Genomic DNA, 25,025 nt, shown 5'->3' on the forward strand with positions numbered 1-25,025 from the left:
GCGTCATCGCGCCCAAAACTCCCGGTGATCATGGCCGGAGGCGGTGATCACCGGGACGGGACGGAAAGGGTGGCCGAACGGATGACGATCCCTGCCTGGATGGCGCGGTTCGTCGCTCCCAGATGCCGCAAATGGTAGATACCGTCGAAGTATGGGAGTCCCGCACGCCGGGCTGTGCCGAAACGCCCTGTACAGCCTGGGGATTCTGGCTGTCATCGCGGCGATCACTATGGGGCTCCCCGCGCTGGACCGGGCGTTGCCACGGGACCGGGCGGTGCCGCTCGGAGTGGCATACCCGGTGACCGACACGGTCACCGTCATCCCGCCCCCCGGTGCCCTCCTCGACGTCAGCCAGACCCGGCCCGGTCGCGACTCCGGACGCGCGGTGTTCCTGGTCGGGCGGGTACGGTTCGCGATCCTGGTCAGCGCCGACCGGCTCACCCTGGACGCCGCCGCGGACCGGCTGCGCACCCGGCTGCGTGACGGGCTGGGCGCCAGTGCGATCGCGACCGACGAGCCCGCCCCCGCCGGGGCCCGCGCCGGCCGGTTCCGCGCGGGGCCCGACCACGGCTGGTACGCGGTACGCGTCTTCGACGCCACCACGGTCGTGGACGCCACGGCGAGCGGACCGCCGGGCGAGCTGACCACCGTGTTGCCAGCTCTCCGGGCGGCCGCCGCGAGCATCGCGAGGACGGCGTGACGGCGCCGGTACGCCCGAGACTGCTCGCCGGTGACCTTCGCAGGGCCGTACGCCTGCCGGTGTTCTGGCTGCTCGTCGGGGCGCTTTCGATCGGGGCGGTCCGGCTTGCCGCCATGGTCGCTCCGGCGCTCGCCCGCTACCCCGTCGCGACGGTGACCGCGATCGTCCTGTTCGCGCTGTACACCGTGCCGTTCGTCGTCTTCATCGTCAACCTCGACCACCTCGAACGCGAGCCACCGGTCCTGCTGGCGACCGCGTTCGCCTGGGGTGCGGTGGTCGTCACGGCCACCGCCGTACCCGGCAACCTCGCCGCCGACAGTCTGGTCGCGAAGCTTGTGTCGCCACGGTTCGCGGCGGCGTGGGGCCCGGCGCTCGTCGGGCCGATCGTCGAGGAGATCCTGAAGTTCCTGGGGCTGGCCGTCATCGTGCTGCTGGCCACGGCGCAGATCAACAGTGTCGTGGACGGGATGGTGTACGGCGCGATGATCGGCCTGGGCTACCAGGTGGTGGAGAACGTCTCCTACGCGGCGAACGCGGTGCAGACCGCGGGCGCCGGTGACCGGGTCGACCTCGTGTTCAGCACGTTCATCGTCCGGGGCGTCCTCGCCGGGCCGTGGAGCCACACCGTGTTCACGGCCCTCGCCGGCGCCGGCGTCGGGTACGCGGTCGTGCGGGTCGACCGCTCGCGGGCCGTACGCGCCGGCGTCGTGGCGCTGTGTCTCGGCGGGGCCTGGCTGTGCCACTTCGCGTGGAACTCGCCCCTGCTCGCCGACGGATTCGGCTTCGGTACGCCCGGCCAGATCGTCGCGCTCCTGGTCAAGGGCGGTCCGGTCCTCGCGCTGGCGCTGGTGCTGGCGCACCTGGCCCGGCGGCGGGAGGCCGGCTACTACGCCTCCCTGCTGGAGGCGCTCGGCGATTCCCGGGTCGTGACGCCCACCGAGTTGCGCGCGATCTGCTCGCTCGGTGGGCAGGCGGCGCTGCGCCGGGCCGCGTACGCCCGGGCCGGGGCGGCCGGCGAGCGGGCGGCGCGGCACCTGTACGAGTGCCAGGCGCGGCTGGCGGTCGAGTTGAGTCGCGGCGTGGCCGGCGCCAGCGGCCCCAGCGGATTCGCCGACGGCGACCGGTTGACTCCGGCCGCCACCGTCCGCGTACGGGAGGTCCTGTCCGCCCGCCACGCCCTGGCCGCCCTCGACGTCGCGACACCGGGCAGCCGCCGGCCCTTCGCCGGCAGTACGGTCATGTGGCTGATCGGCGGCTGGGTCGCCGTTGTCGGCGCGCTCGGTCTGGGGCTGATGCTGCGTGCGCTGACCTAACGGGGAGGCAGGCCGCCGTCGCCGTCGATCACCTCGTCCGGCATGCCGTCCTGGGTGCGGTCCACGATCGTGATGTCGACCTCGCCGTCGCCGTCGGTGTCGAACTGGAACAGGTCCGCCTGCCCGTCGCCGTCGGTGTCGACGACCCACAGGTCCGGCTTTCCGTCGTTGTTGGCGTCGCGCACCGCCAACTCGATACGGTCGTCGCCCCTGGTCTCCACGCTCTCGCTCATCCCAGCTCCTCCATCGACGTCGGTAATCCGCTCTACCGGAACGTACCCATCCGGCGCAGGGCGGAATCAGCGCCGTGAGTGAACGGTTCGTGGCGATCGGGGACCGCCTCCTACGGCTGGAACGCCTGCCCCGCGTCCTTGAGCGCCTTGATGAGCAGGGCGGACTCGTCGAACCCGATGACCACGACGGCGTCCGGCCCGAACTGCTTGACCGTCGTGGCGAGCGGCTTGAACACGCTGTTCTGGTCGCCCGGGGTGTAGGCCTGCTTGACCGGGTACGACATCACCCGGATGTTTCCCGCTTTCAGCCCGGCCCCGGTCAGGTCGGTCAGGATGCCGGTGCTCAGGCCCCTGCCGTAGTCGTCGTCGCGGGCGATGACGGCCACCCGCGCGCCGCCGTCGCGCATCACGATGTCGGCGAGGGCCTTGGCCTGCAGGACGTCCGGCGGCGAGGTGCGGAAAAACAGGCCCTTGTCATCGAGCCGGGACAGCGCGTCCGAGGTTGCTGACGGTGAGAACAGGATGCGCCCGGCGGCGACCACCTTCGGCAGCACCGCGGCCGAGACTCCGGAGGCGGCGGCGCCGATGATGACCTGTACGCCGGACGCGAGGAAACGGTCCGCCGTGGCCGAGGCGACCTGCGGGTTGGTGCCGTCGTCGCCGTCGACCCACTCGACCGGCTGGCCAAGTACCCCGCCGTTCTCGTTGATCTCCTCGATGGCGAGCTTGGCCGCCGCGAACATCGGCGGCCCCTGGCTGGCCAGCGCGCCGGTCCGGGGGAGCAGGCCACCGAACTTCAGCGGAGCGACCCTCGACGCACGGTTGCCGGTCGACGCGGACGGGGACGCGGAGGGAGCGTAGGGCTGGTTACGACTCGCACTCGACTCGTCCCCCGCGACGACGAACTCGGTTTTGCCGTCGTCGATGCGGTTGTCCCGCCCGAAGTTGAGCGTGCCGTACGTGGCCGTGGATGGTTCGCCGGCGTCGGTGAAGCCGCTGCGCTTGAGCGAGGACACCCCGCGGTACTGGATGTTCTCGTTCTGCCGCACGAGGGGGGCGCAGTCCTTGAAACTGGTGCAGGTGCTGCCGCCAACCGTGGTGCCGACGATGTACTTGGCGACAGCCGGGGCGTCCGTGGTGCGTGCGGTCTCGGCCGCCAGCGCCGCCACGATGATGGCGTCGTACGTCTCGCCGGCGTAGTTGTAGTCGAGCAGGCCGGGGTCGATGGCATTGATCCGCTTCTTGAACTCCGCGGGGAGTGGCGTGAGCGGCGTGGTGCCCTTCATACCGGCCAGCGCCCCCGGACGGTCCTTGAATGCGTCACCGAGGAAGCTGCTCATGTTGCCGTCGGAGCCGTAGAGGCGGGCCGGGCCCTGGTTGGCCCCCGATCCGGGGCCCGGGTCGGAGGGCTTCGCGGCGTCGCAACCGGCCGCCAGCAGCGCGACCGTCAATGCCGCGAGTACCGATATCGGGCGGGTGACCTGCCGCATGAGCTACTCCCTCCGAAATCCGCCGAGGGCACCTTAGCGCGCCTTTCGATGATCATCACGGTCAGTTTGTGATCGATATCGCTGACCTGCCCGCCCGGTTCGGCAGGTAGCGTGCGGCCATGGAAACGCTTTCGCTGGACGGTTTGGACCCTGCGCTCGACGGACCAGGTTCGTTGGCCACGCGGATGGGGATCGCGCTCGTCGAGGCGGCGCCCGAACGCGTGGTTGGAACCATGCCGGTCGAAGGCAACCTCCAGCCGTACGGGTTGTTGCATGGTGGCGCCTCCTGCGTCCTGGCGGAAACCCTCGGCTCGATCGGTGCCGCCCTGCACGCGGCCCAGGCGCACGGCGGAATCGCAGTGGGCATCGACATCAACGCCACCCACCACAAGTCGGCCCGATCCGGCCTCGTCACCGGTGTGGCGACCCCGCTGCACCTCGGCGGCTCGATCGCCTCGTACGAGATCGTGATCACCAATGAGGACGGCGACCGGGTCTGCACCGCCCGCCTCACCTGCGCCATTCGCCGGCCGTAACCGCGCATGCGGGCCCGGTGGGCGTCCTTGACCGTGACGGATACGCTGCGCAACGTGGAGGCCCAACCGGACGACGTGTTCGATACCGCGCTGTTCGACGACGTCGCGCTCGTGCTGCAGTCCGCGCTGTCCGGTGACGGCGATGGCGTGGTCAAAGCGTTCGACAAGGCCACGACCCGCAGCGGCGTGGTAGGGGCGTACGAGATCGCGTGGGGCCTCGCCGGCGCTACCGTCGGTGAGGACCTCGCGCTGGGGCCGTGGCGGCTGGACTTCCCGGGTATCGACGAGGCGACCTATGACAAGCGGTGGGTGGCGCGGTTCCTCAGCGCGTACGCGAACGCCGACGAGCCGACCGCCGAAGCGCTCTTCGGCGCGGCCATCGCCGACGGCAAGCTGCCCCAGTGTCTGATGACGCTCGCCGGCTCGGCGATTGCGACCCTCCGGCGCCGCTTGTAGCCCATGATCACCGAGAGTTTGCGGCGTCACCGCGCCCGAAATTCTCGGTGATCATGGGACGGATCGTCACCAGCGGCGGCCGGTGAGCCGCTCGTACGCCTCGACGTAGCGGGCGCGCGTCGCCTCGACGATCTCCGGCGGGATCTCCGGGCCGGGCGACGTCTTGTCCCAGCCCAGCTTCGGGTCAGCCGCCCAGTCGCGGACGAACTGCTTGTCGAACGAGTCCTGCGCCCGCCCCGGCTGCCAGGAGTCGGCCGGCCAGAAGCGGGACGAGTCGGGGGTCAGCACCTCGTCGGCCAGTACCAGCGTGCCGTCCGGCGCGTGCCCGAACTCCAGCTTGGTGTCGGCGATGATGATCCCCCGCTCGGCGGCCAGCTCGGCGCCCCGCCGGTACACCTTCAGCGTGAGGTCGCGCAGCGTCTCGGCGGTGTCCTTGCCCACCTGGTCGACGACCTCGTCGAACCCGATGAACTCGTCGTGCTCGCCGACGGGCGCCTTCGTGGTGGGGGTGAAGACCGGCTCGGGTAGCTTGTCGGCCTCGATCAGCCCGGCCGGCAGGGCCACGCCGGAGATCGCAGCGGTCGCCTGGTACTCCTTCAGCCCCAGGCCGGCGAGGTAGCCGCGGGCGATGCACTCGACCTGCACCATCTTCAGCCGCTGGACCCGGATCGCCCGGCCGGCCCACTCCGCCGGTACGTCCGTAGCGGACACGATGTGGTTGGGCACGATGTCCGCGAGCTGCTCGAACCACCACAGCGAGAGCTGGGTCAGCAGGGCGCCCTTGTCCGGGATCGGGGTCGGCAGGACGACGTCGTAGACGCTGACCCGATCGGAGGCGACCAGGATCAGGTCGTCGCCGTCGGCGTAAACGTCCCGGACCTTGCCCGAATGCAGTAGCTCCACCCGTACTCCCCGATCTTGTCTTTGGGTCCTGGCACCGATTCTCGTTGCTCGGCGTGGGGGCCGGCCAGGCGGGGTAAGCGCGAGGGATGCCAGATCCGGAGCACCGCCGCCCGGACGGCGTGGACGACGGCACCGTAACCGCGCTCGGGAAGCTGAGCGAGGCGCTGGAGACGACCGAGCGTGCCCGGGGCCACCTGTACGCGATGCACCAGCTCACGGGCAGTGCGGACCTGATGCTCGACGACGCGGTCCGGCTGTTCCGGGAGGCCGGTCACGACGACCTGGCCGAGCGGATCGAGCGTGAGCTGATCGGCCGCAACGTGATCACGGGACGGTGGACCTTCCAGCTCGTGGAGGACTACGACGACGGCTACTACACCCTGTTCAAGGAGCTTGAGCGGGCCGCACGGGAGGCGCTCGTGGGCGGCCGACGGCACCTGTACGAGGCCGAGATGAGGCAGCGACGACGGACCGCCGGGCAGCCCGGACACGAGTGGGAGCCCTGAGCGTGGGTAGGTCGGGTGGTTGACCGGAGGACAGCACCGTAAACCCCGGAGGGTCAGATGAAGGCTGTCGTCTACGACGGGCCGCGTAACGTCAACGTCAAGGACGTGCCGGACGCCCGGATCGAACGCCCGACCGATGCTCTCGTGAAGATCACCACGACGAACATCTGCGGTTCGGATCTGCACATGTACGAGGGTCGTACCGACTTCGAACCCGGCCGGATCTTCGGCCACGAGAACCTCGGCGAGGTGGTCGCCGTCGGCGACGCCGTCGACAAGGTGCGCGTCGGCGACATGGTCGTCCTGCCGTTCAACATCTCGTGCGGGTTCTGCGAGAACTGCGAGCGAGGCCTCACCGCCTTCTGCCTCACCACCAACCCGGATCCCCGGATGGCCGGTGCGGCGTACGGGTTCGCTGACATGGGCCCGTACAACGGCGGCCAGGCCGAACTGCTGCGGGTGCCCTACGCCGACTTCAACTGCCTCGTCCTGCCCGAGGACGCCCGGGACAAGGAGCGGCAGCGCGACTACGTCATGCTCGCGGACATCTTCCCGACCGGCTGGCACGCCACCCGGTTGGCCTGCCTGAACCCCGGTGAGACCGTCGTTATCTACGGCTCGGGACCGGTCGGGCTGATGGCCTGCCACTCGGCGATGATCCAGGGCGCCAGCAAGGTCTGGCAGGTCGACTGCCACCCCGACCGGCTCGCGCTCGCGGAGCGGGCCGGTGCGATCCCGATCAACTTCGAGCAGACCAACCCGATTGACAAGATCATGGAGGACACCGGCGGCAAGGGCGCCGACCGGGGCTGCGAGTGCGTGGGCTACCAGGCCACCGACGCCCAGGGCTCCGAGCACCCGAACATCACGTTGAACAATCTCGTGAACTCGGTGAAGTTCGCCGGCACGATCGGCGTCGTCGGCGTGTACGTGAGGCAGGACCCGAAGCACCCCGACCCGCTGTACAAACACCATGACGGCGAGGTCGCCTTCGACTTCGGCGAGTTCTGGATCCGGGGCCAGACCATGGGGACCGGCCAGTGCAACGTCAAGAACTACAACCGGCAGTTGCTCGCCCTGATCGTGGCGGGCAAGGCGCGTCCGTCGTTCGTCGTCTCGCACGAGCTTTCGCTGGAGCAGGCGCCCACCGGCTACGAGCACTTCGACAAGCGCGAGCAAGGCTGGACGAAGGTCGTCATGCATCCGGACGGTGGTCGCTGACCGGTATGGACGACACGGGCCGGGGTAGCCCGGCCCGTGGCAGTACCTGCGATTGCTGGAGGCACGACATGGCACGGGAACTGCAAGGTCGCAAGGTCGCGATCCTGGCCACGGACGGCGTGGAGCGGGTGGAGCTCGTGATGCCGCGCGGAGCGCTCTACGGCGCCGGCGCGCAGAGCGATCTGATCTCGCTGCACCCCGGCGAGATCCAGGCGCGCCAGTTCGACCTGATCTCGGCCGGCACGCTCGCCGTCGACCGGGTGGTCACCGACGCGAAGGTCGACGACTACGATGCGCTGCTCATCCCGGGCGGCACGGTGAACCCGGACAACATGCGCATCAACCAGGCCGCCGTCAAATTCGTCAAGGACTTCGTGGCCACCGGCAAGCCGGTCGCCGCGATCTGCCACGGACCGTGGATGCTCGTCGAGGCCGACGTCGTCCGTGGACGCCGGGTGACCTCGTGGCCGAGCGTGCGGACGGACCTTCGCAACGCCGGGGCGCAGGTCGTCGACGAGGAGGTGTGCATCGACGGGCAGTTCACGACCAGCCGGTCCCCCGCCGACCTGCCCGCCTTCTGCGCGGCGATCGTCGAGCAGTTCGCGAAGGTCGGCCAGCGGGTGCCCGGTTAGGCGGGAAGCTTCTCAGTCCCCGGCGGGCGCTCGCGCTACGCCGGTCCAGCGGCGCGCGGTCGGCAGATCGAGGCCGAACTGATCGAGGGTGCGGACCACGATTTGCTCGACCATGTCGTCGATGGTCGTGGGGTGGGTGTAGAACGCGGGTACGGGAGGCATGATCGTCGCCCCGATTCGGGCGAGCGCCAGCATGTTCTCGAGGTGGATCGGGGACAGCGGGGTCTCCCGGACCACCAGGACCAGCCGGCGGCGTTCCTTGAGCGTCACGTCGGCCGCTCGCACGATCAGGCCCTCGCCGTACCCGGCGCGGATGCCTGCGACGGCCTTCGCGCTGCACGGCACGATCACCATGCCGTCGGTCTGGAAGGAACCGCTGGAGATCGCCGCGCCTTGGTCCTCGGGCGGATAACTCACGCTCGCGAGGGCCGCCACCTGGTTCGCTGTGAACGACGTCTCCTGCCTGATGATGGTGCGAGCCCACCGGCTGATCACCAGGTGGGTCTCCACCTTCATCTCGTGCAGCGCGTCCAGCAGCCGGATACCGATGATCGCGCCGGTGGCTCCGGTCATGGCAACGACGAGTCGCATCTCGCCCCTTAGGTGCCCGTACGTCACCCTCCATTGACTCTCCAGCGACGGTGAGTTGCCACTCCAGGAGGTCGCGGGGCGTGCCGGGCGGTTACGCGTCGGGCGACAGCACCTGGTCCAGGCCGAGGATCTTCAGCACGCGGAGGACTTCGCCTCGCGGGTTCACGACCGCGAACGTGGTGCCGTTCTGCTGAGCCAGCCGCAGGCCGCCGATGAGCGCCGACACGCCCATGGAGTCGATGTAGTCGAGGTCGGCGAGGTCCAGGGTCAGGCACCGGGTCGTCGGTTCGTTGATGCTGCTCTCGATCACGGTGCGCAGGCGGTCGACGTTGCAGATGTCGATCTCGCCCCAGGCCGCCAGGCAGACGGTGCCGTCGCTGGCAACGGACCGGGTCAACGCGAGGGGGTCGCCGACACGATTTACCGCGGGTTGCACTTAAGAAATCCTCACTATCGAAATATCTTTTCTATCCCGCCACCGCGCTGACGAGCGCCGGAGTTCGCCGTCTCAGGCCTTCACGCCTGGCGCATCGGCGGATTTCCGCGCTGGCGGCTGCGTCCGGATGAAGCTGCCGTCGGGCCGGCTTCAGGGGGGTGGTCCGGACATCTGACCAGCGCAGATTGCGCGGACGGTTTCGGTTGTTCTCGCTATGTGAAACGGGTACCGCCTGCGGTGGTTACGTGGCGCGACCGGACGTGACCGGAAGGCCAGCACTGCGCGGCCATTCGTACGAGATACGTGATCAACCGTATGGTTGGCGATTGGTCGGGAGCGAATTGGGTGCATTTAGTTCCCTTTTGCACTAATTGATGGTTGCTTTGGAATTCATGCGCTTTATTGGACAGCGGACTATCACGCGCATCCGCGCCTGGATTCCCAGTTCCGTCGTCGCCCGTTAGGGGCGTCGCCCCGCTGAGACCTTTGGAAGGTGTGCGATGTCTGGACCCCACGGGGCGCCGGATCTCTCGGATCGGAGCGGCGACTCGGTTGCCGGTGCGAGTTACCAGCCGGCCGACGGCGACTATCGCCTGCTCGTCGAGGCGGCCCCGCACCTGATGTGGATCGCTGGTCCCGACGGGGCCATCCAGTACGGCAATCCGGGGTGGTACGAGTACACCGGGCTGCCGGCGGACGCGAACCTCGGCCAGCGGTGGATCTCGCTCGTGCATCCGGACGATGCCGACCGGGTTTCGACCGGCTGGCAAGAGGCGAGCCGCGCGGGAACGGTTCACGAGCTGACCTATCGGCTCCGCCGCGCCGACGGCCAGTTCCGCTGGCATCACTGCCGAAGCTTGGCGGTGCGTGATGCTGACGGCCGGATCACGAAGTGGATGGGCACCGCCACCGACGTCGACGACCAGAAGGGATTGGAGGGGAGCCTGCAGCGTGCCGAGCGGAAGGATGCCGAGACGCTCACCCTGCTGGAGGCGCTCCAGTCTGCCGCACCGGTGGGGCTCGGATTCGTGGACCGGGAGTTCCGGCTGATCCACGCCAACGCCACGTTACTTGGTGCCAACGACATGGTCTCCACGATCAGCGGTGCCTCACTGAAGCAGCAGCTCGGGCGTCCGGTGGCCGAGCTGGTCCCAGCGATCTGGCCGCAGTTGGAGACCGCCTACCGCCGCGTGCTGGACACTGGGGAAGCCGTTCTCAACATGGAGGTGACCGGATCGCTCCCCGCCGAGCCGGAGCGTGTCCACTCCTGGCTGACGAGCTTCTACCCCGCTCGGGTCGGTACAGAGATCATTGGCATCGGCGTCGTCGTGGTCGACGTAACGGAGCGCATGGAGTCGGCCGTGTTCCGCTCGGTTGTCATGGAGAACATGGCCGAAGGACTCTGCACGGTCGATGATGCGGGGCGCCTGACCTCCATGAACCGCGCGGCCTCCCGGATGCTCGGGTGGCAGGAGGACGAGCTGCGGGGCAGGGAGATGCACGGGATTCTGCATGTCCAGGCGGCCGACGGCGCTCCGCTGCGGGCGAGCGAGTGCCTGCTGCGTGAGGCACAGCTCGAGGGTCGGCCCCTGACAGTGTCCGACCAGGTATTCGTCCGCAAGGACGGGTCGACCTTCCCGGTTTCCTACTCGTCGGCGCCGCTGCGGGTGGGGGCCAGGGTGGCGGGTTCGGTCATCGTGTTCCGCGACATCACCGAATTGCGAGAGCGGCAGCGGCGTGAGATCGAGTTGCGGCACGGCCAGAAGCTGCAGGAGTTGGGTCGGCTGTCTGCCGGGCTCGCCCACGAGATCAATACGCCGATCCAGTTCGTCGGGGACAACACCCGGTTCCTGGCCGAGGTGTACCAGGAGATGCTGGAGCTTCTGCTCGTCTATCGGGAGTTCATGGACCCTTCGTCGGGCAGCATCCCCTGGGACGAGCGCGTGAAGCGGGTGGCCGAGGCCGAGCGCAAGGCCGACATCGACTACCTGGCCTCCGAGGTGCCGAGCGCGGTGGAACAGAGCCTGGAGGGTGTCGGGCGGGTGGCGTCGCTGGTGCGGGCCATGAAGTCGTTCAGCTACAAGGACGCCAACGATCGCTCGTACGCGGATGTGAATGACGCGCTCACGACGACGCTGACGGTCGCCAGTAACGCGTTGAAGGACATCGCCGACGTCACGCTCGACCTCGGCGAGATCCCCCGGGTGTTGTGCAGCCTCGGCGATCTCAACCAGGTGTTTCTGAACCTGTTGGTCAACGCCGCGGACGCGCTGCAGGACAAGGGCGAGCGGGGTGAGATCCGCGTCAGTACCCGGGCCGAGGGCGGAGTGGTGATGATCACCATCGCCGACAACGGCTCTGGGATTCCCGAGGATCTCCACGAATTGATCTTCGAGCCGTTCTTCACCACCAAGGAGGTCGGCAAGGGCACCGGCCAGGGGCTGGCGCTGGCCCGGGCGGTGGTGGTCGACGGGCACGGCGGCACGATCGACGTGCACTCGGTCCCGGGGGAAGGCACGGAATTCATCCTGCGCCTGCCCGTCGACGGACGTCGCCTGACCTCCCCATGACAGGTGGGGAGCGCCCTGCGGGCGGGCCGCCATGGGCAAACAAAAGCGGTGACCCGCGTTACCGCTGGTCACCGCTTCGTCAAACCCGGCGAGGTTTGGTGGGCAGGGGCGGGGTCGAACCGCCGACCTTCCGCTTTTCAGGCGGACGCTCGTACCGACTGAGCTACCTGCCCATGTGGTGCTCGGCACATCGTACCTGCCGAACAAGCGAGACGCCGCGCGTGGTCTCACGCACGGCGACGGCGCTTGCGGTCCTGACGGGACTTGAACCCGCGACCTCCGCCTTGACAGGGCGGCGAGCACTCCAACTGCTCCACAGGACCTCGTATATAGCCGCTATGTTTCCACAACGACCTTGTCGTACCCCCAACGGGATTCGAACCCGTGCTACCGCCTTGAAAGGGCGGCGTCCTGGGCCGCTAGACGATGGGGGCGGCCCCGCAATCATCGCACATGTACGGCGCGACGCGGTGTAGCTCCCATCCGGGCCCCGCCGGAGGCTTGGAAAGCATACGTGACCGCATTACCGTCTGCAAAATGGGTGTCCCCGGCAGGTACTGGCGGGGGCTATCTGGGCGGGGAATCCGCGCCCTGCGCGCTCTGCTGGAAACGCTCGCCGCTCGGCAGGGCCACCAGGCGCAGGTGTCTTTCCTGGAGTAGGTAGGGCAGGAGCGTCTCGTACGCCGTGACCGTACTGGTGCGATCACCGCCGCCGTCGTGGGACAGGATGATCGAGCCCGACTGCGCCCCTTGCCGAACGGTGTCGACGATGTGGCTGACCATGCTCCCGCCGGTCCCGTAGGTTCCGGTGTCCCAGTCGAGGGGGTCGACGTCCCAGTCGATCGAGGTCATCCCCATTTCCTGGGCGACCGCTACCGCGGACGGGGTCCACGCGCCGCCCGGGTGGCGGAAGTACTTGATCTCCACGCCGGGGACGGCCTTGCGGATCTCGTCGTTGGTCCGCTCCAGATCGGAGCGGATCTCCTCGGCCGACCGCTGGCCCAGGCCCAGATCGTGCATCCAGGTGTGGTTGCACAGGGTGTGGCCGTCGCGGACGATCGCCTGCACCAGTTCGGGGTGTTCCCGGACGTTCGCTCCGATCAGACAAAACGTCGCCTTGACGCCATAGGCGCGCAGCAGGTTGAGAATCGGCATGGTCTGGTTGCCGGGGCCATCGTCGAAGGTGAGCGCCACCCCGTCGGTGCCGGTTGTCTTCGCCACCACGCCGGGCACGAACGTCGCTGCCGACTCCGGCACCGTGTTGGCCGCGCCCAGCGCCGGTTTCACCGCCGGCGGAGGCGCCGCCGCGGCCAGCGCGTGGCTGTACGGCTGTTTAGGGGTCTTAGAAGGAGTTGATTTGGTCCGTTCGCCGTTACGGGCGCCGGCCCAACTGCCGATCACGACCAGCAGGACGAGGACGACGAGCGCTGATACCTGCACACGCTGAAGCGGCATACGTCACTCCCGGAAGGAGTAGGAACGGGGCGGCCGCACCCGGTGCCGAGTGGCTGAATGGGCGGGAGGGCCACGAGCGCTATGGCCCAGAAGCCGCCCGCAAAACATTCACCTAGGCGGGTCACAGCCTGCTTCGATGGCGTTGCCGCCGGCCTTCAGCGCATCTGGTGAATGCGTGCTTACGCGACGGCCGCAGTGAAGAGTTCGACTGCGTCGACGAGCGTCGCCGGAGTGACCACGCCGGCGGGCAGGCCGGCTGGATCCCAGCCGGGGCCGCCTGCGGCGACAACGGCGGGCCGGCCGCGTTCGGTCAGCAGGCCCGTCAACTGCGCCGGATCGGCGGTGGCCCGGGTGTGGGCCCACAGCAGTACGGCGACCGGCCCGGTGCGGCGTACGGCGGCGTGCAGCGCCCTCGGCGGCACCCGCGCCCCGAGTACCCGCGCTGGGATGCCGCGTACGGCCAGCGCGGCGGCGAGCGCCTCGATCGGCAGGCTGTGCTGCTCCTCGTCCGCGCACGCCAGCAGCGCGCGTACCGGACAGTCGCGCGGTGGCCGGGGCAGCGACCCGAACACCGCCGAGATGCAGCCCGACAGGAGGTGCTCGACCTCCACCAGTTCATGCGAGCGCCCGGCGCGTTCGCCGACCGCGACGAGTACCGGGCGCAGGACCTGATCCCAGGCGTCGAGGACGCCGCGCTCCGCGACAGCGGTCGCCACCAGATGGCGTACTCCCAGCGCGTCCAGCCGCAGCGCCGCTCGCCCGAGCCCGCGCGCGGCGGGGTCGGCGTCGCCGAGGGCGAGGGACCGGCCGCCGCCGTCGCGCGTACCGGTGTCCGGCGGGCTCGGTGGCGACGAGACCAACACGGGCGCCGTGGGCGTGGGCGAGCGCTGTGCCCACCGCGCCGCCTCCGCCGGTGCGACGCCCGAGGTGACCAGTTGCTGCATCAGCGCCAGCCGGGCCATGTCGTCGCGGGTGTAGCGACGGTGGTGACCGTGCCGATGTCCGCTGGGGCCCAGCCCGTACCGCTGGTGCCAACTGCGCAGCGTCGTGACCGCCACGCCCAGCTGGCGGGCCGCGGCCCCGGCGCTCAACAGCTCATCGGTCACCCGGCTCCACCGCCGCCGCTTCCCAGGCCGCCAGCACGCCGGCCAGCCACGGCGCGTACGACCACGGCTCGGCCTCGATGGCCCGGCGCACGTCGTCCGGGTCGGCCCAGCGCAGCGCGGCCACCTCCGCCGGGTCGGGGCGCGGCGCCTCGCGAGCGACCGTGCCGACCAGGACGTGGTCGTACTCGTGCTCGACCCGCTCGGTGACCGGGTCGAGCGCGCGGTAGACGTACACGCCGACCGGCGTGAGCGCGATCGAGCCCAGTCCCAGCTCTTCATCCAGACGCTGCGCGGCCTCCGTCACCACGTCCTTCGTCGGCGCGGGGTGGCCGCAGCAGGCGTTGGCCCATCGCAGCGGGAACCGGGTCTTGGCCTCGGCGCGCTGCTGGAGCAGCAGCCGTCCATCGGCATCGAAGAGCAGGACCGAGAACGCCCGGTGCAGCAGCCCCGGGGCGGTGTGCGCGTGGGTGACCGTCGTCGATCCCAGGGGCAGGCCATCGGCGTCGACCAACTCGACCGGCAGTTGCTCGCGGCTCATACACGCGCTCCCGTGATGCGCTGGGCGGCCAGTCGCCCAGAAATGATCACCATAGGCACGCCGACCCCCGGTTGGGTACCCGAGCCGACGAACACAACGTTGTCCAGGCCCGGGTGCAGGTTGCCGGGGCGGAACGGGCCGGTCTGGCGGAACGAGTGCGCCGCCGCGAACGGGGTGCCGGCGGCCATGCCCGCATCGGCCCAGTCCGCCGGGGTCACCAGGTGGGAAACGTCGATGCCGTCGCCGAATCCGGTGTACCCGCGTTGTTCCAGCGTGTCGATGAGGTTCACCCGATAGGTGTCGGCGACGCCGCCCCGCCAGTCGATCGAGGACGTGGCGAGGTTGGGCGCCGGGGCGAGCACGTAGTAGGAGTGCCGCCCGGCGGGCGCGATCGACGGATCCGACCGGCTCGGGTTGGTGACGAGCAGCGAGGGGTCGCTCATCAGCCGGCCGTCGCGGATGACCTCGTCGAACGTGCGCTTCCAGGCGGTACCGAAGTGGATGTTGTGGTGCGCGATCTGTTCGTACGCCTGCGTCGACCCGACATGGAGCACGACGCACGAGGGTGAGTACCGCAGGCGTGGCGCTGTGCCTTCCGGCAACAGGTCGCGGTACGCGATGGGCAGGTCGGGGTTGAGTACGACCACGTCGGCGGGGATGAACTCGCCGCTGTGGACGGTGACGCCCCGTGCCCGGCCGCCACGGGTGACCACCCCGGCGACGGGGGTGCCGTAGCGGATCGTGACGCCGTGCTTCTCGGCCACCCCGGCGAGCGCCCGTGGAACCGCGTGCACGCCGCCGAGCGGGAAGTAGACCCCGGCGACCGCGTCCAGGTAGGAGATCACCGCGTACAGGGCACGCGCGTCGTGCGGTGCGAGGCCCGCGTACATGGCCTGGAAGGAGAAGATCCGCCGGGTGCGCTCGTCGTGGAAGAACTGGTTGACCTTGGTCTGGAGTCGTCGGAAGCCGCCCATCGCCGCCAGCCGCAGTAGGTTGCCGGTGAGTAGGTCCCGGGGGGTGTCGAGGTTGCGGCCGATGAAGTCGTCGCGCTCGATGTACCAGAGTTTGCGGGTGTAGTCGACGAAGCGCAGGTAACCGTCGGCCTCCCGCGGCCCGCAGGCCCGGGACACCTCGTCGGCCATCCGGACGGTGTCGGTGATCACGTCGAGGGTCGAACCGTCGGGGAAGTGCGCCCGGTACGCGGGGTCGAGCTTGGTCAGGGTCAGCCAGTCGGCAAGCTCCTCGCCGACCGAGCCGACGAGGTCGACCAGCAGATCGGGCATGGTGAGCACGGTCGGGCCGGTGTCGAACTCGTAACCGCCCAGGCTCAGCCTGCCCGCCCGCCCGCCGGGGTGGTCTTCGCGCTCCAGGACGGTCACGTCCCGGCCGGCCGCGGCGAGGCGGATCGCGCAGGCCAGGCCGCCCAGCCCGGCGCCGACGATCACCACCCGCCCGGTCGGGCCAGAAACGGTGCGCACGGTGCTCCTCTCGCGGGCGGGCGACTGTTCGCTACGCCTCGTTGCTCGGATCGAATCGTAGCGTAGGCTATGAGTTGCGTTGATTCGTGCGTCGTTTTGATTTCTGGGACCATTGAGCCTCGGAGACCGCCGGGGTTTTCGGGGCTTGAGGGACTTTCGGGATGAGGGCCGGGGATGGAACCGCTCGCCGCGTCGTACGAGCGCTGCCGCCAGTTGCACCGTCGGCATGGGCGCACGTACTACCTGGCCACCCGCTTGCTGCCGGAGTGGAAGCGCCGGCACGTCCACGCCCTCTACGGCTTCACCCGGTACGCGGACGAGATCGTCGACCGCGCCGGCGCACTTCCGATCGCCGAGCGGGAACGCCAGCTCGCCGCGTGGTCCGAGGCGTTCCTCGCCGGGCTGGCCGGCGCCGAGATCGACGATCCGCTGCTGCCCGCGGTGCTGCACACGATCAGCGTCTTCGGTCTCGATCGTGACGACTTCCGCACGTTCCTGGCCAGCATGGCCATGGACCTGACCGTCACCGGCTACGCCACCTACGATGACCTGCTCGAATACATGGAGGGCTCGGCGGCCGTGATCGGCACGATGATGCTGCCGATCCTCCAGGCGCCGGATCCGGCCGCCGCCCGCGAGCCGGCCCGCCAGCTAGGGCTGGCGTTCCAGCTCACCAACTTCATCCGGGACGTGGCCGAGGACCTCGACCTGGGCCGGGTCTACCTGCCAGCGGCCGACCTGACCCGCTTCGGCGTCACGCCGGCTGACCTCGCGGCCGCGCGGGCGGCTGGACGCCTCGACACCCTCGGCGCGACCGGGGAGGCGATCCGCGAACTGATCGCGTACGAGGTGACGCGGGCGCGGGAGCACTACGTGCGGGCGGCGCCCGGCGTGACCATGCTCGTGCCGAGCTCGCAGGGGTGTGTCCGGGCTGCTTACCACCTCTACGGCGGCATCCTCTGCGAGGTGGAGAAACTCGGCTATGACGTGTTCGCCCGGCGCGCACGGGTACCCCGGCGCCGGCGTCTCTTCGGGGCGCTCGCGTCGATCCTGACCCCGGCCGGCGTGCCGGTGACGGAGGGGACCATCGGCGTCGAGCCGGTCAACTGGCTGGCCTAACCCCTGTGGCGTGGAGCCGGCACCGCCGCTCGCATCGCCCCGAGGGCGAGGCCGAGCTGGAACCGGTTGTCGACACCGAGTCGGCTCATCAGCCCACCCAGGGCGTACCCGACGGTCCGCCGGGACAGGTCGAGCTCACGGGCGGCGGTCTCGTCGGTGTGCCCCTGCGCGAGCAGTTCGACGATGGCCCGTTCGCGCGGCGTGAGGGCGATCGCCGGGCCGTCGTCGTGGGGCAGCGTCTCGAGCGCCGGCGGCGTGGCCTGGTGTGGCAACCAGCGCCGGCCGTCGCGGTCGGGCCCGGCCGGGCGTGCGCCGGCCGGACCGAGATGGATCTGCGTGGCCGGGGGTGTCGGTTCGGGCGGCGGCACCGGCGTCGTTGCTGTGTCCATCGAGCGAACCGTCCTAGGCGGTGGCGTGCTCTGCCCCGGTGCCAGCGCTCGGATTGCCGGTGTGCCCGGCGGGCGAGTGCGGTGTCCGTGCAGCTGACGGACGACCTGGTTGGGTTGGCGGGCCGCCCAGACGGCCCGGCTGTTCGTTTTGGGAGCGCGACGCGACGTCGACGACACCCGTCGGATCGCGCCGGCGTGGGCGAGTTCGCGCATCGCCTCACGGACCCGTTCGTGGGCCATGCCCAATTCGTGGGCGAGTTGGCTCTCCCGCGCCGTATCGAGGGACACCAGTGTGCGGTACACCAGGTCAGCGTCGGGCGACAATCCCCAGCGGACCAGGGATGGCAAGGCGCTGCCCATGCGTGCGGCAATGCGGTGAGTATCCATCAGCTCCCCGTGAATGCACTCGACCAGACCGAACGTCACTCAACTATTCACGATGCGTAAGGGCAACGCGCCGTATCGTGATTGCCAGATGATGCAAGATCCTGCGAGAAAGTTGCGTACTTACCAGTCCGGATGCCTGCACCCCGGTGGATGCATCTCTCTTCTGAGTACGAATTTGTTGAATCAACAGTGGTCTCGGGCCATGCGATTAAATGGACGCGAGTGAGTGTAGACACTGTGGACAGTGGCAGACTGCGAGGGGCGTCGATTTGTGGTCAGCGCGACTCGCGCCGCCCACGCCCCGCGCGACTGGTTCGCCCCTGCCCGGGTAGGAGTGGTGGGTATGGAACACTTCACGATCGCGACCGTCGCAGAAGAGAGCCCGGACTTCCGACGCGTCCTCTGGACGGGGCAGCACCTCCAACTGGTCATCATGACCATTCCGCCGGGCAGCGAGATCGGCGAGGAGGTCCACCCGGACCACGACCAGATCCTCACCTTCGTCAGCGGCGTCGGCGAGGCGACTGTCGCGGGTGAGAAGAAAAAGATCGAGCAGGGGGACCTTGTCGTGGTGCCCGCCGGTACGCGGCACAACTTCGTCAACGTCGGACCCAACCCGCTCGTCCTCTACACCGTGTACGGGCCACCGGAGCACCCGCCCGGTACGCGGCACCGGACCAAGGCCGAGGCCGACAGCGCAGAGCACGCCGATCGGTAGCGTACGAAGCATGGGTGGCGAAACGATGGTCGGCTTCGGCCCGAAGCAGGCCTGGCTCGCGGTACGCGAGGGCGAGGAAGCGGCGGTCGCCGCGGCGCTGGGCCTGCGCGATCTGGGCACGGTGTCCTGGCGCAACGGCATCGACCTGGCCTACCTGACCGATGACCGGCTGGTGCTGACCCCACCGCTGCCCGGCGCGGGCGACGCGCGGTGGTTACTGGTCACCGGTCGCTGGCTGCTGCGCACCGGCCCGGCGGTCGACGTCGCGGAACTGTCCGCGACCCTCGGTACGGAAGTACAGCTCTTCGCCACCTACCGGGTGTCGGAGTTACACCGGTGGCAGCGCGCCGTCGATGGCGCACTGACCCGCGCGTTCGAGTACGTGGGCGAGAGCGGTGAGGTCACCGACTGGCGGGGCGATCCCGACGAGGCCGAGATCGCCATCGGGCTCCCGGCGGTCCTGGACGACGAGACGGACGTCCTGGTGTCGGAGAGCGATGTGATGCGGCTGGCCCGCGCCTGGAGCGTCGATCCGACCGCCCTCGACGGCCGGCCCGCCCCGGGGCCGCTGCGCGCCGCCGCCGTTTGACCGGAGGCCGCGCGGGTAGGCAGATCCGGCTTCGAGCCGAGAGGGAGCCCCCGACATGATGTACGCCCAGTTCATTGAGAGGGTCGCCGAGCAGATGGGTAGTCCGCTGGGGCAGGCGGAGACCCTGACCCAGGCGACCTTGCTGACCTTGGCGGATCGGATCAGCGGCGGCGAGGCGCGGGACCTGGCCGCGCAGCTGCCACAGGAGCTGCGGGAGTTCCTGACCAGGTCGCAAGAGCCGGCTGAAGCGTTCGACCTGGAGGATTTCATCGCCCGGGTTCGCCTGCGCGCCGGCGTCGACGCCGACACCGCGAAGAAGGGCGTGGAGGCGGTGTTCAAGACGCTGTACGCCGCGGTCAGCACGGGCGAGTTCGAGGACGTGATGGCCCAGCTCCCGAAGGAGTTCCAGAACCTGGTACCCGCCGTGGTCCGGCGTCGGTGAGCGCGACTCCTACGGCGTCGGTTGCCTTGGCCACGGGACTCCCGCAGTCCCGCCACCGGCCCGCTCCGCGGCCATGGCCCGTAGTCGGGCCAGCAGTTCGCTACGGCTGCCGCAGCCCAGCCGCTGGCGCATTCGCGCCACGTGGTGCTCGACGGTCTTGGCGGAGATGAACAGCCGGTCCCCGATCTGCTTGTACGTCATCCCGGCCAGGACCAGATCCGCGACTTCCTGTTCGCGCTCGCTGAGCCTGTTCTCGCTCGGTACGGCGACGGTGTCGGCGACCTGATCGGCCGCGGACTGGGCCGACTGCGCGGGCGCGCGGGGACCGGCCGGCCGGCCCGACAGCACCCGGGCGCAGTCCAGCAGGGCTGTCATGGCCCGGCGGTCAGAGGTCCGGATCGCCGCCTGGCCCGCGAGCCGGGCGCCGTCCCAGCACAGTCCGGCACCGTGCAGGCCACGGGCGGCGGCCTCCACCTTCACCGGATCCACCACCCCGCGCAAGACCTCCACCCAGCTCTCCGCCGCGTCGGCGACCACCGACGCGTACCGGGTGTGCCCGGCGGCACCGACCAGTGCCTTGACGTGGTCCTCGGCCGCCGCCGGCTGGTCCGTGAGGATCGCCGCTTGCAGCGCGCTCCACTGCAGTGGGGTCGCCCACAGCGCCGGGTTGCCGAGCCGTTCGAGAAGCAGGTGCGCGTCGCGCAGGTACGGCAGCAGCGCACCGAGCTCGCCGAGGCGTGCGGCCGCGATGGTGAACTCGCCCAGCGGCAACAGGGTGAACAGATCGATCGGGTGTCGCACGATCGCCTCGCGGGCGTGACTCCAACCGCGCTGAAGAGCCGGGACGTCGCTGTTACGCCGGGCGATGCCCATCTCGAGGGCGCTTGCGAAGAGCAGATCCCGTGACTCGAGCGGCGCGCCGCCGGCCGTGACCGCAGCCAGCGCCTGCGCGGCGGCCGCCGTCTGTCCGTGCACCATCTGGATCCAGGCATGGAGTAGCCGGTGGCGCCGGGCCATCAGTACACCACCCATGCGCGCCGCCACGGCGCGGTCGAGCACCCGTTCGGCGATGTCGAACTCAGCGCTCTGCATCGCCACCAGTGCGGCGAGCGCCGCTGGGCTGTCGGGCAGCAGCGCCGCCCGCCCCGCCGGTTCGAGCAGGGCGGACGCCTGGACCAGGGCGGACAGCGCGGCGGTCGGCGAGCCGGCGAGAGTCTCCTGTACGCCGCGCGCCATCAGCAGCGCCGCGCTGGCGAGCAGCGTGGGCGGACCGTCCGAAGGCGAATTGGGGAGCAGCCGATCCAGCTCCTCGGGGTGACCGGTCCCGAGGTACCCGATCGCCGCGAACGCGACCGATGACGCCGTGCCGGACCACCGGTACAGTTCGGCGCCCCGGGCCAGGTGACCGCGGTGGGTCAGCGACACGGCGGCCACCGCCGCTCCGTCCGCCCGCTCCGGCGACGTCGGGGCGGCGATCAACCGATCCGACAGCCGCAGCGCGGAGTCGAGGTCTCCGGCGAGCGCCGCTGCCAGGGCGTGGCGGGCGGCGGTCGGCCGGCCCGCCGCGGCAGCGGCGGCGAAGAGTTCGGCGGCGAGCGCCGGCTCGTCAGCCAGCGCCTCGTCCCCGGCGGCCTCGAACACCGTCGCCAGCGAGTCGCTGGCGACGCCGGCGCCGACGAGCGACCGGACTAACGGCAGTACGGGCGCCCCGCGCTGCATCTGAAGCTCTGCCAGCCGCTGCCACACCGCGACCCGCTGCGTCGCGGGAGTGAGCGAGACGACCGCGCGCCACACGATCGGTGGCAGCCGGTCGTCGGGGCCGAGTAGACCCGTCGCCCGCGCGGCCTTGACGATCTCGTCCACCGCATCCGGGTCCACCGACAACAGGGCGGTGAGCAGATGGAGGGGCAGCTTCACGCCGGCCGCCACGGCCAGCAGCAGCCGCCGGACATCGCCGTCCAGGTCCTCCAGGTCGGCCCCGAACTGCAGTACCGCAGCCTGCGGCGCCTCCGTTGGCACGCTCCCACCGGGGCGGAGCGCCCGGGCGAGCCGGTCGACGAATCGGGGCACCCCGCAGGTCTGCGCGTGGACGAATCTCACCAGCGGCGGGGGCGCCGCGACACCGTACGCCCCGGAGAGCGCGGCGGCGGTCTGCTCCTCGGTGAACGGGCAGAGCATGAGCAGCGATCCGGCCCGCTTCAGCAGCTCACCCAGCTTGGCCACTGTGGACGTTCGTGGCCACGGCCGGTACGCGATCGCCAGCCGGTGCCGCCGGGCCTCGACGAGGCGGCACAGCTCGCCCAAGCGATCCTCGTCGAGCAGGTGCGCATCGTCGACCAACAGGACGGTGTCCTCGTCGACCGCTTCCGGCGCGTCGGGCAGCTCGGTGATCACCGGTACACCGGCCCGCTGGTAGCTCAGCGCCAGCTCGCGCAGGATCGCGCTCTTGCCGTACCCGCCGGGGGCGTGGATGCCGACGCTCATCGCAGCGTCCGGATGCGCCGTTATCGCATCCAGCAGCGCTCTGCTCGCAGAGTCGAGCACGAGCTGCGGTTCGGTGGCGGTCGGCAACCTCAAGAGTGTCCTCGCGACGATGGGCCGGGCTCGCTGGTCGATGTCATGCCTATCACGATCAGAATGCCTTGGAGCTACGACCCGGTACGAGTCTCGGCGCTGAGCGGGGCCTGGGCAACTCCAGTGGAGTGATGTTCACCGGTGGCCGCGGCGGGGGCTCGGTCAGCTCGTCCTCGCCGCGATCCGGGCTCTGCTGGGGCAAGGCCGGGGCGCGGCTGTTCGAGTACTCGATGGGCGCTGGCTGCCGGGTCCACTCGGGTGGCTGCCGCCGCCTGGTCGCCAGGGCCAGGATCTGGCACGCCGCCAGCGCCGCACCCGCGGCGACGGTGGCCTGGGGGTCGGCGTCGACGGTGACCTGACCCGGGAACCGGGCGGTCATCAGTTCGGCGACGAGCGGGATGCGCGCCGACCCGCCCACCAGCAGGATTCCGTCGAGCTGGGCGGGCTGCAGGCCGCAGGAGCGGATGGTCCGCTCCATGGCGTCCACGCTCAACTGCAGCGCAGGCCGGACCAGCTGGTCGAACTCGGCCCGGGTGACGCGGACCCGGAGCGGACCCTGCGGGAGGTAGACGGACACCTCCGTCTCGGCGTCCGCCGTCAACCTCTGCTTGGCACGGGCGCACTCCTCGTGCAACCCGGACAGCGCGCGCCGCACCTGCGGGTCGCTTCGCTGTTCCGCGGCGAGTTCGCGGGTGATCGATGCCTGTACGTGAGCCGTGAGGGCCTCGTCGAAGTCGACCCCGCCCAGCGGTTCGACCCCTTCCCGGCAGCTGAGCACCTCGAAGCCGGCCGGCTGGGTCCGACGGACCACCGACGTCGCGAAACTGGTGCCGCCGAGGGCGTAGACGCCGAGGGTACGCCCGGTGAAGCCGTGAAAGGAGTGGCTCTCGGCGGCGGTGACCGGCTTGGCGAGCACGGTCACGTTGGTCAGGCCGATCTCCCAGAGTGCTTCGTGCAGCAGGTGCTTGCGGTACTGCCCCCAGGTCCCCGGGTGGGTGACCACGATGTGTTCGGGGTGGGCGCCCTCCTGGGCGAGCACCCGCTCGACCACCCACATCGCCAGTACGGCGGCGAGCGTCTGCGGTTTGCACGCCTCTCCGGCGACGACCAGGGGAACGTCGTCACCGATGCGCCGGATGAAGCCGCGCGCCGTGCGGCTGCCGTCCACCGACGGTTCGTCCATGGTGGAGTCACCGACAGTGAGTGCTCCGTTGGGTGACACGTGCAGCACCGACGGCACGGCGGGCGACTGCGCGTCGAGCCTGACGATCTCCGGGCGGGTCCACGTGGGGCCCGTGAGCCGGGAGACCGCGGCGCGGGTGCAGGTGCCACCGATGTCGATCCCGAGGACGTACGCCATCGACCTATTCCTCCACCGGACAGTAGGTCCTGCCGGATTCAAACCGGCGAGGCTCAGCCCTTCCGGCGCAACCCTTGTGGGCTCCCAATGTTCGTACCAGACATCTGTTGGCCAACGAGACCCTAAATCTGTAGGGGCCGAATCCCCTATTCCCCTAACGATGATCGTGACCAATGCCCTAACCGGGCGGGCTCAGGACCGGGGGTCGACCCCGATGTCCGGTGCGCCGCCAGCTCATAGGTTCCTTCTGGATCTGGAACAGCGAGTCCAGATCGATTCCGGCCAAGCTGTTTCGAGGAGATCCCAGATGTTGGACCCGAACGCCGACGCGTCGGCGAGCGCGAACGGTAACGCCACCGCCCCGGCTCCGGCCCCGGCTCCTGCCCCGGAGGCTCCCGGCGGCCACGGAGAGGAGCACGGCGGCCATGGAGAGGAGCACGGCCCCGGCTGCCCCTGCGGCTGCCAGCACGAAACCAACGTGCACAACGAGTACCACAACAACTACGAGAACAACATGTTCCGCGACTTCGTGCACATCGAGAACAACGACGTGAACCTCGCGAACAACGACACGCTGCTCTCGAACAACACGCTGCTCTCGAACAACAACACGCTGCACGACTTCGTGCTCAACCTGCTCGTCGACAACGAGGCGAAGAGCACGTTCCTGCTCGACCCCCAGGGCTGCCTCGAGGGCGCGGGCCTCGGCGACCTGACCGTCGTCGACGTGCACGACGTGCTGACGCTGGTACTCGACAGCCTCCCCGTACAGGGCGTCACGAACATCGCGGACATCGACGCCCTGAACATCGGGTCCATCACCAACGAGCCGGGCGCCGTCGTCGCCAACCTGCAGCAGGTGCTGCAGCAGATCACCATCAACAACAACCACACCACCAACCAGGAACTGAACATCCTGAGCACGGCCACCTCCGCGGTCCTGCCGGCGATCGGCGGGCTGGGCCTGGGTGCCTCCCTGCTGCCCGGCGTCAGCGCCGCGGTCAGCAGCGCCGGTGCGGTCGTCGACCTGGCTGGCGTGCAGGACCTGGCCGCCACCCTCGACGGCACCGTGATCGGCACGGTCGGCAAGGAGGTCACCGGTGTCGTCGGCACCGTCGACGGGGTCGTCAACAGCGCGACCGGCATCGTCGGCGGCATCGGCGTCGTGGACAGCGTGGTCGGCACGGTGACCGGCCTGGTCGGTGGCGTTCTCGGTGGTTCGCCGGTCGAGGGCGTGCTGGGTACGGTGACCGGCGTTGTCAACGGCACGGTCGGCAGCACCC

The 25,025-nt window shown here is 69.8% G+C and carries 25 protein-coding genes and 3 tRNA genes; 13 read left to right on the forward strand and 15 right to left on the reverse strand.

Going from position 1 to position 25,025, the window contains the following annotated elements:
* The first annotated feature begins 151 nt into the window (after positions 1-151).
* Together HC028_RS08850 and HC028_RS28105 are read left to right on the forward strand one after the other, a co-directional pair.
* Positions 152-700, forward strand: coding sequence for a hypothetical protein (locus HC028_RS08850; protein ID WP_168075028.1), 549 nt, complete (start codon positions 152-154; stop codon positions 698-700).
* Positions 697-2,013, forward strand: coding sequence for a PrsW family intramembrane metalloprotease (locus HC028_RS28105; protein WP_168075030.1), 1,317 nt, complete (start codon positions 697-699; stop codon positions 2,011-2,013). The genes HC028_RS08850 and HC028_RS28105 overlap by 4 nt, the downstream gene beginning before the upstream one ends.
* Here the strand turns inward: HC028_RS28105 and HC028_RS08860 are convergent.
* The gene (locus HC028_RS08860) at positions 2,010-2,246 is read right to left on the reverse strand and encodes a hypothetical protein (RefSeq protein ID WP_168075032.1); all 237 of its coding nucleotides are present in this window, start codon (positions 2,244-2,246) and stop codon (positions 2,010-2,012) included. The two genes, HC028_RS28105 and HC028_RS08860, sit on opposite strands and share 4 nt — an antisense overlap.
* A gap of 110 nt (positions 2,247-2,356) precedes the next feature.
* Complete coding sequence (locus tag HC028_RS08865; protein ID WP_168075034.1) at positions 2,357-3,736, reverse strand: ABC transporter substrate-binding protein; 1,380 nt, start codon at positions 3,734-3,736, stop codon at positions 2,357-2,359.
* A 119-nt stretch (positions 3,737-3,855) separates the two neighbouring features.
* Here HC028_RS08865 and HC028_RS08870 point away from each other — a divergent pair, with 119 nt between their 5' ends.
* The gene (locus HC028_RS08870) at positions 3,856-4,272 is read left to right on the forward strand and encodes a PaaI family thioesterase (protein ID WP_168075043.1); all 417 of its coding nucleotides are present in this window, start codon (positions 3,856-3,858) and stop codon (positions 4,270-4,272) included.
* 33 nt (positions 4,273-4,305) lie between these two features.
* The gene (locus tag HC028_RS08875; RefSeq protein ID WP_373313808.1) at positions 4,306-4,728 is read left to right on the forward strand and encodes a hypothetical protein; all 423 of its coding nucleotides are present in this window, start codon (positions 4,306-4,308) and stop codon (positions 4,726-4,728) included.
* A 66-nt stretch (positions 4,729-4,794) separates the two neighbouring features.
* Here the strand turns inward: HC028_RS08875 and HC028_RS08880 are convergent, their stop codons facing one another.
* Entirely contained in the window at positions 4,795-5,631 is an 837-nt protein-coding gene (locus HC028_RS08880) for a phosphoribosylaminoimidazolesuccinocarboxamide synthase (protein WP_168075045.1), read from the reverse strand.
* A gap of 86 nt (positions 5,632-5,717) precedes the next feature.
* On the opposite strand from HC028_RS08880, the gene HC028_RS08885 reads away from it, so the two are divergent.
* The 3 genes from HC028_RS08885 (at position 5,718) to HC028_RS08895 (ending at position 7,990) form a co-directional block, all read left to right on the forward strand.
* Positions 5,718-6,137, forward strand: coding sequence for a hypothetical protein (locus tag HC028_RS08885; RefSeq protein WP_168075047.1), 420 nt, complete (start codon positions 5,718-5,720; stop codon positions 6,135-6,137).
* A gap of 57 nt (positions 6,138-6,194) precedes the next feature.
* Positions 6,195-7,358 carry a glutathione-independent formaldehyde dehydrogenase gene (locus HC028_RS08890; protein ID WP_168075049.1) on the forward strand — a complete coding sequence of 388 codons (1,164 nt, stop codon included), beginning with the start codon at positions 6,195-6,197 and terminating at the stop codon, positions 7,356-7,358.
* A gap of 68 nt (positions 7,359-7,426) precedes the next feature.
* Positions 7,427-7,990: a type 1 glutamine amidotransferase domain-containing protein gene (locus tag HC028_RS08895; protein ID WP_168075051.1), complete on the forward strand. Its 564-nt coding sequence runs from the start codon at positions 7,427-7,429 to the stop codon at positions 7,988-7,990.
* A gap of 12 nt (positions 7,991-8,002) precedes the next feature.
* On the opposite strand, the gene HC028_RS08900 is transcribed toward HC028_RS08895, so the two are convergent.
* Entirely contained in the window at positions 8,003-8,581 is a 579-nt protein-coding gene (locus HC028_RS08900; protein WP_168075053.1) for a UbiX family flavin prenyltransferase, read from the reverse strand.
* Positions 8,582-8,672: 91 nt separating this feature from the next.
* Positions 8,673-9,017: an STAS domain-containing protein gene (locus HC028_RS08905; protein WP_168075055.1), complete on the reverse strand. Its 345-nt coding sequence runs from the start codon at positions 9,015-9,017 to the stop codon at positions 8,673-8,675.
* A 500-nt stretch (positions 9,018-9,517) separates the two neighbouring features.
* On the opposite strand from HC028_RS08905, the gene HC028_RS08910 reads away from it, so the two are divergent.
* Positions 9,518-11,587, forward strand: coding sequence for a PAS domain-containing sensor histidine kinase (locus HC028_RS08910; protein WP_168075065.1), 2,070 nt, complete (start codon positions 9,518-9,520; stop codon positions 11,585-11,587).
* Positions 11,588-11,683: 96 nt separating this feature from the next.
* Here the strand turns inward: HC028_RS08910 and HC028_RS08915 are convergent.
* From HC028_RS08915 to crtI, 7 genes are all read right to left on the reverse strand, one after another.
* Positions 11,684-11,760 (reverse strand) — tRNA-Phe (locus tag HC028_RS08915).
* A gap of 76 nt (positions 11,761-11,836) precedes the next feature.
* Positions 11,837-11,910, reverse strand: a tRNA-Asp gene (locus HC028_RS08920).
* Between the two features lie 38 nt (positions 11,911-11,948).
* Positions 11,949-12,021, reverse strand: a tRNA-Glu gene (locus HC028_RS08925).
* A 133-nt stretch (positions 12,022-12,154) separates the two neighbouring features.
* Positions 12,155-13,042, reverse strand: a complete 888-nt coding sequence (locus HC028_RS08930) for a polysaccharide deacetylase family protein (RefSeq protein WP_168075067.1) — start codon at positions 13,040-13,042, stop codon at positions 12,155-12,157.
* Positions 13,043-13,221: 179 nt separating this feature from the next.
* Positions 13,222-14,148, reverse strand: a complete 927-nt coding sequence (locus HC028_RS08935; RefSeq protein WP_168075069.1) for a MerR family transcriptional regulator — start codon at positions 14,146-14,148, stop codon at positions 13,222-13,224.
* Entirely contained in the window at positions 14,138-14,686 is a 549-nt protein-coding gene (gene idi, locus HC028_RS08940; RefSeq protein ID WP_168075071.1) for an isopentenyl-diphosphate Delta-isomerase, read from the reverse strand. Before idi ends, HC028_RS08935 begins: the two co-directional genes overlap by 11 nt.
* A complete protein-coding gene (gene crtI, locus HC028_RS08945) occupies positions 14,683-16,164 on the reverse strand; it encodes a phytoene desaturase family protein (protein ID WP_168075073.1) in 1,482 nt (493 codons plus the stop codon). Before crtI ends, idi begins: the two co-directional genes overlap by 4 nt.
* A gap of 174 nt (positions 16,165-16,338) precedes the next feature.
* Between crtI and HC028_RS08950 the strand changes: the two genes are divergently transcribed.
* Complete coding sequence (locus HC028_RS08950) at positions 16,339-17,283, forward strand: phytoene/squalene synthase family protein (RefSeq protein WP_168075075.1); 945 nt, start codon at positions 16,339-16,341, stop codon at positions 17,281-17,283.
* On the opposite strand, the gene HC028_RS27010 is transcribed toward HC028_RS08950, so the two are convergent.
* Positions 17,280-17,672, reverse strand: coding sequence for a helix-turn-helix domain-containing protein (locus HC028_RS27010; protein WP_203981131.1), 393 nt, complete (start codon positions 17,670-17,672; stop codon positions 17,280-17,282). The genes HC028_RS08950 and HC028_RS27010 overlap by 4 nt on opposite strands.
* Positions 17,673-18,402: 730 nt before the next feature.
* Between HC028_RS27010 and HC028_RS08960 the strand changes: the two genes are divergently transcribed.
* The 3 genes from HC028_RS08960 to HC028_RS08970 are packed head-to-tail and all read left to right on the forward strand — an operon-like array spanning position 18,403 to position 19,808.
* Complete coding sequence (locus HC028_RS08960) at positions 18,403-18,777, forward strand: cupin domain-containing protein (protein ID WP_168075077.1); 375 nt, start codon at positions 18,403-18,405, stop codon at positions 18,775-18,777.
* 10 nt (positions 18,778-18,787) lie between these two features.
* Positions 18,788-19,366 carry a hypothetical protein gene (locus HC028_RS08965; protein WP_239075245.1) on the forward strand — a complete coding sequence of 193 codons (579 nt, stop codon included), beginning with the start codon at positions 18,788-18,790 and terminating at the stop codon, positions 19,364-19,366.
* 55 nt (positions 19,367-19,421) lie between these two features.
* Complete coding sequence (locus HC028_RS08970; RefSeq protein ID WP_168075078.1) at positions 19,422-19,808, forward strand: DUF2267 domain-containing protein; 387 nt, start codon at positions 19,422-19,424, stop codon at positions 19,806-19,808.
* A 9-nt stretch (positions 19,809-19,817) separates the two neighbouring features.
* Here HC028_RS08970 and HC028_RS08975 read toward each other — a convergent pair whose 3' ends face one another.
* Together HC028_RS08975 and HC028_RS08980 are read right to left on the reverse strand one after the other, a co-directional pair.
* Positions 19,818-22,379 (reverse strand): helix-turn-helix transcriptional regulator, encoded by a 2,562-nt coding sequence (locus tag HC028_RS08975; protein WP_203981130.1) that lies wholly within the window; start codon positions 22,377-22,379, stop codon positions 19,818-19,820.
* Between the two features lie 61 nt (positions 22,380-22,440).
* Positions 22,441-23,742 (reverse strand): Hsp70 family protein, encoded by a 1,302-nt coding sequence (locus tag HC028_RS08980; protein WP_168075079.1) that lies wholly within the window; start codon positions 23,740-23,742, stop codon positions 22,441-22,443.
* Positions 23,743-24,049: 307 nt separating this feature from the next.
* Here HC028_RS08980 and HC028_RS08985 point away from each other — a divergent pair.
* Positions 24,050-25,025 (forward strand): IniB N-terminal domain-containing protein (locus HC028_RS08985; RefSeq protein WP_168075080.1); only part of this gene is annotated, 976 nt, incomplete at its 3' end.

The organism is Planosporangium flavigriseum, from assembly GCF_011947225.1.
GTDB lineage: Bacteria > Actinomycetota > Actinomycetes > Mycobacteriales > Micromonosporaceae > Planosporangium > Planosporangium flavigriseum.

Excerpts from the sequence above, each read along its gene's own strand:
- HC028_RS08850 (WP_168075028.1), top strand. The coding sequence starts at position 152 with ATGGGAGTCCCGCACGCCGGGCTGTGCCGAAACGCCCTGTACAGCCTG.
- HC028_RS08860 (WP_168075032.1), bottom strand. The coding sequence starts at position 2,246 with ATGAGCGAGAGCGTGGAGACCAGGGGCGACGACCGTATCGAGTTGGCG.
- HC028_RS08865 (WP_168075034.1), bottom strand. The coding sequence starts at position 3,736 with ATGCGGCAGGTCACCCGCCCGATATCGGTACTCGCGGCATTGACGGTC.
- HC028_RS08870 (WP_168075043.1), top strand. The coding sequence starts at position 3,856 with ATGGAAACGCTTTCGCTGGACGGTTTGGACCCTGCGCTCGACGGACCA.
- HC028_RS08885 (WP_168075047.1), top strand. The coding sequence starts at position 5,718 with ATGCCAGATCCGGAGCACCGCCGCCCGGACGGCGTGGACGACGGCACC.
- HC028_RS08890 (WP_168075049.1), top strand. The coding sequence starts at position 6,195 with ATGAAGGCTGTCGTCTACGACGGGCCGCGTAACGTCAACGTCAAGGAC.
- HC028_RS08895 (WP_168075051.1), top strand. The coding sequence starts at position 7,427 with ATGGCACGGGAACTGCAAGGTCGCAAGGTCGCGATCCTGGCCACGGAC.
- HC028_RS08900 (WP_168075053.1), bottom strand. The coding sequence starts at position 8,581 with ATGCGACTCGTCGTTGCCATGACCGGAGCCACCGGCGCGATCATCGGT.
- HC028_RS08910 (WP_168075065.1), top strand. The coding sequence starts at position 9,518 with ATGTCTGGACCCCACGGGGCGCCGGATCTCTCGGATCGGAGCGGCGAC.
- HC028_RS08930 (WP_168075067.1), bottom strand. The coding sequence starts at position 13,042 with ATGCCGCTTCAGCGTGTGCAGGTATCAGCGCTCGTCGTCCTCGTCCTG.
- idi (WP_168075071.1), bottom strand. The coding sequence starts at position 14,686 with ATGAGCCGCGAGCAACTGCCGGTCGAGTTGGTCGACGCCGATGGCCTG.
- HC028_RS08950 (WP_168075075.1), top strand. The coding sequence starts at position 16,339 with ATGGAACCGCTCGCCGCGTCGTACGAGCGCTGCCGCCAGTTGCACCGT.
- HC028_RS27010 (WP_203981131.1), bottom strand. The coding sequence starts at position 17,672 with ATGGACACAGCAACGACGCCGGTGCCGCCGCCCGAACCGACACCCCCG.
- HC028_RS08960 (WP_168075077.1), top strand. The coding sequence starts at position 18,403 with ATGGAACACTTCACGATCGCGACCGTCGCAGAAGAGAGCCCGGACTTC.
- HC028_RS08965 (WP_239075245.1), top strand. The coding sequence starts at position 18,788 with ATGGGTGGCGAAACGATGGTCGGCTTCGGCCCGAAGCAGGCCTGGCTC.
- HC028_RS08970 (WP_168075078.1), top strand. The coding sequence starts at position 19,422 with ATGATGTACGCCCAGTTCATTGAGAGGGTCGCCGAGCAGATGGGTAGT.
- HC028_RS08980 (WP_168075079.1), bottom strand. The coding sequence starts at position 23,742 with ATGGCGTACGTCCTCGGGATCGACATCGGTGGCACCTGCACCCGCGCC.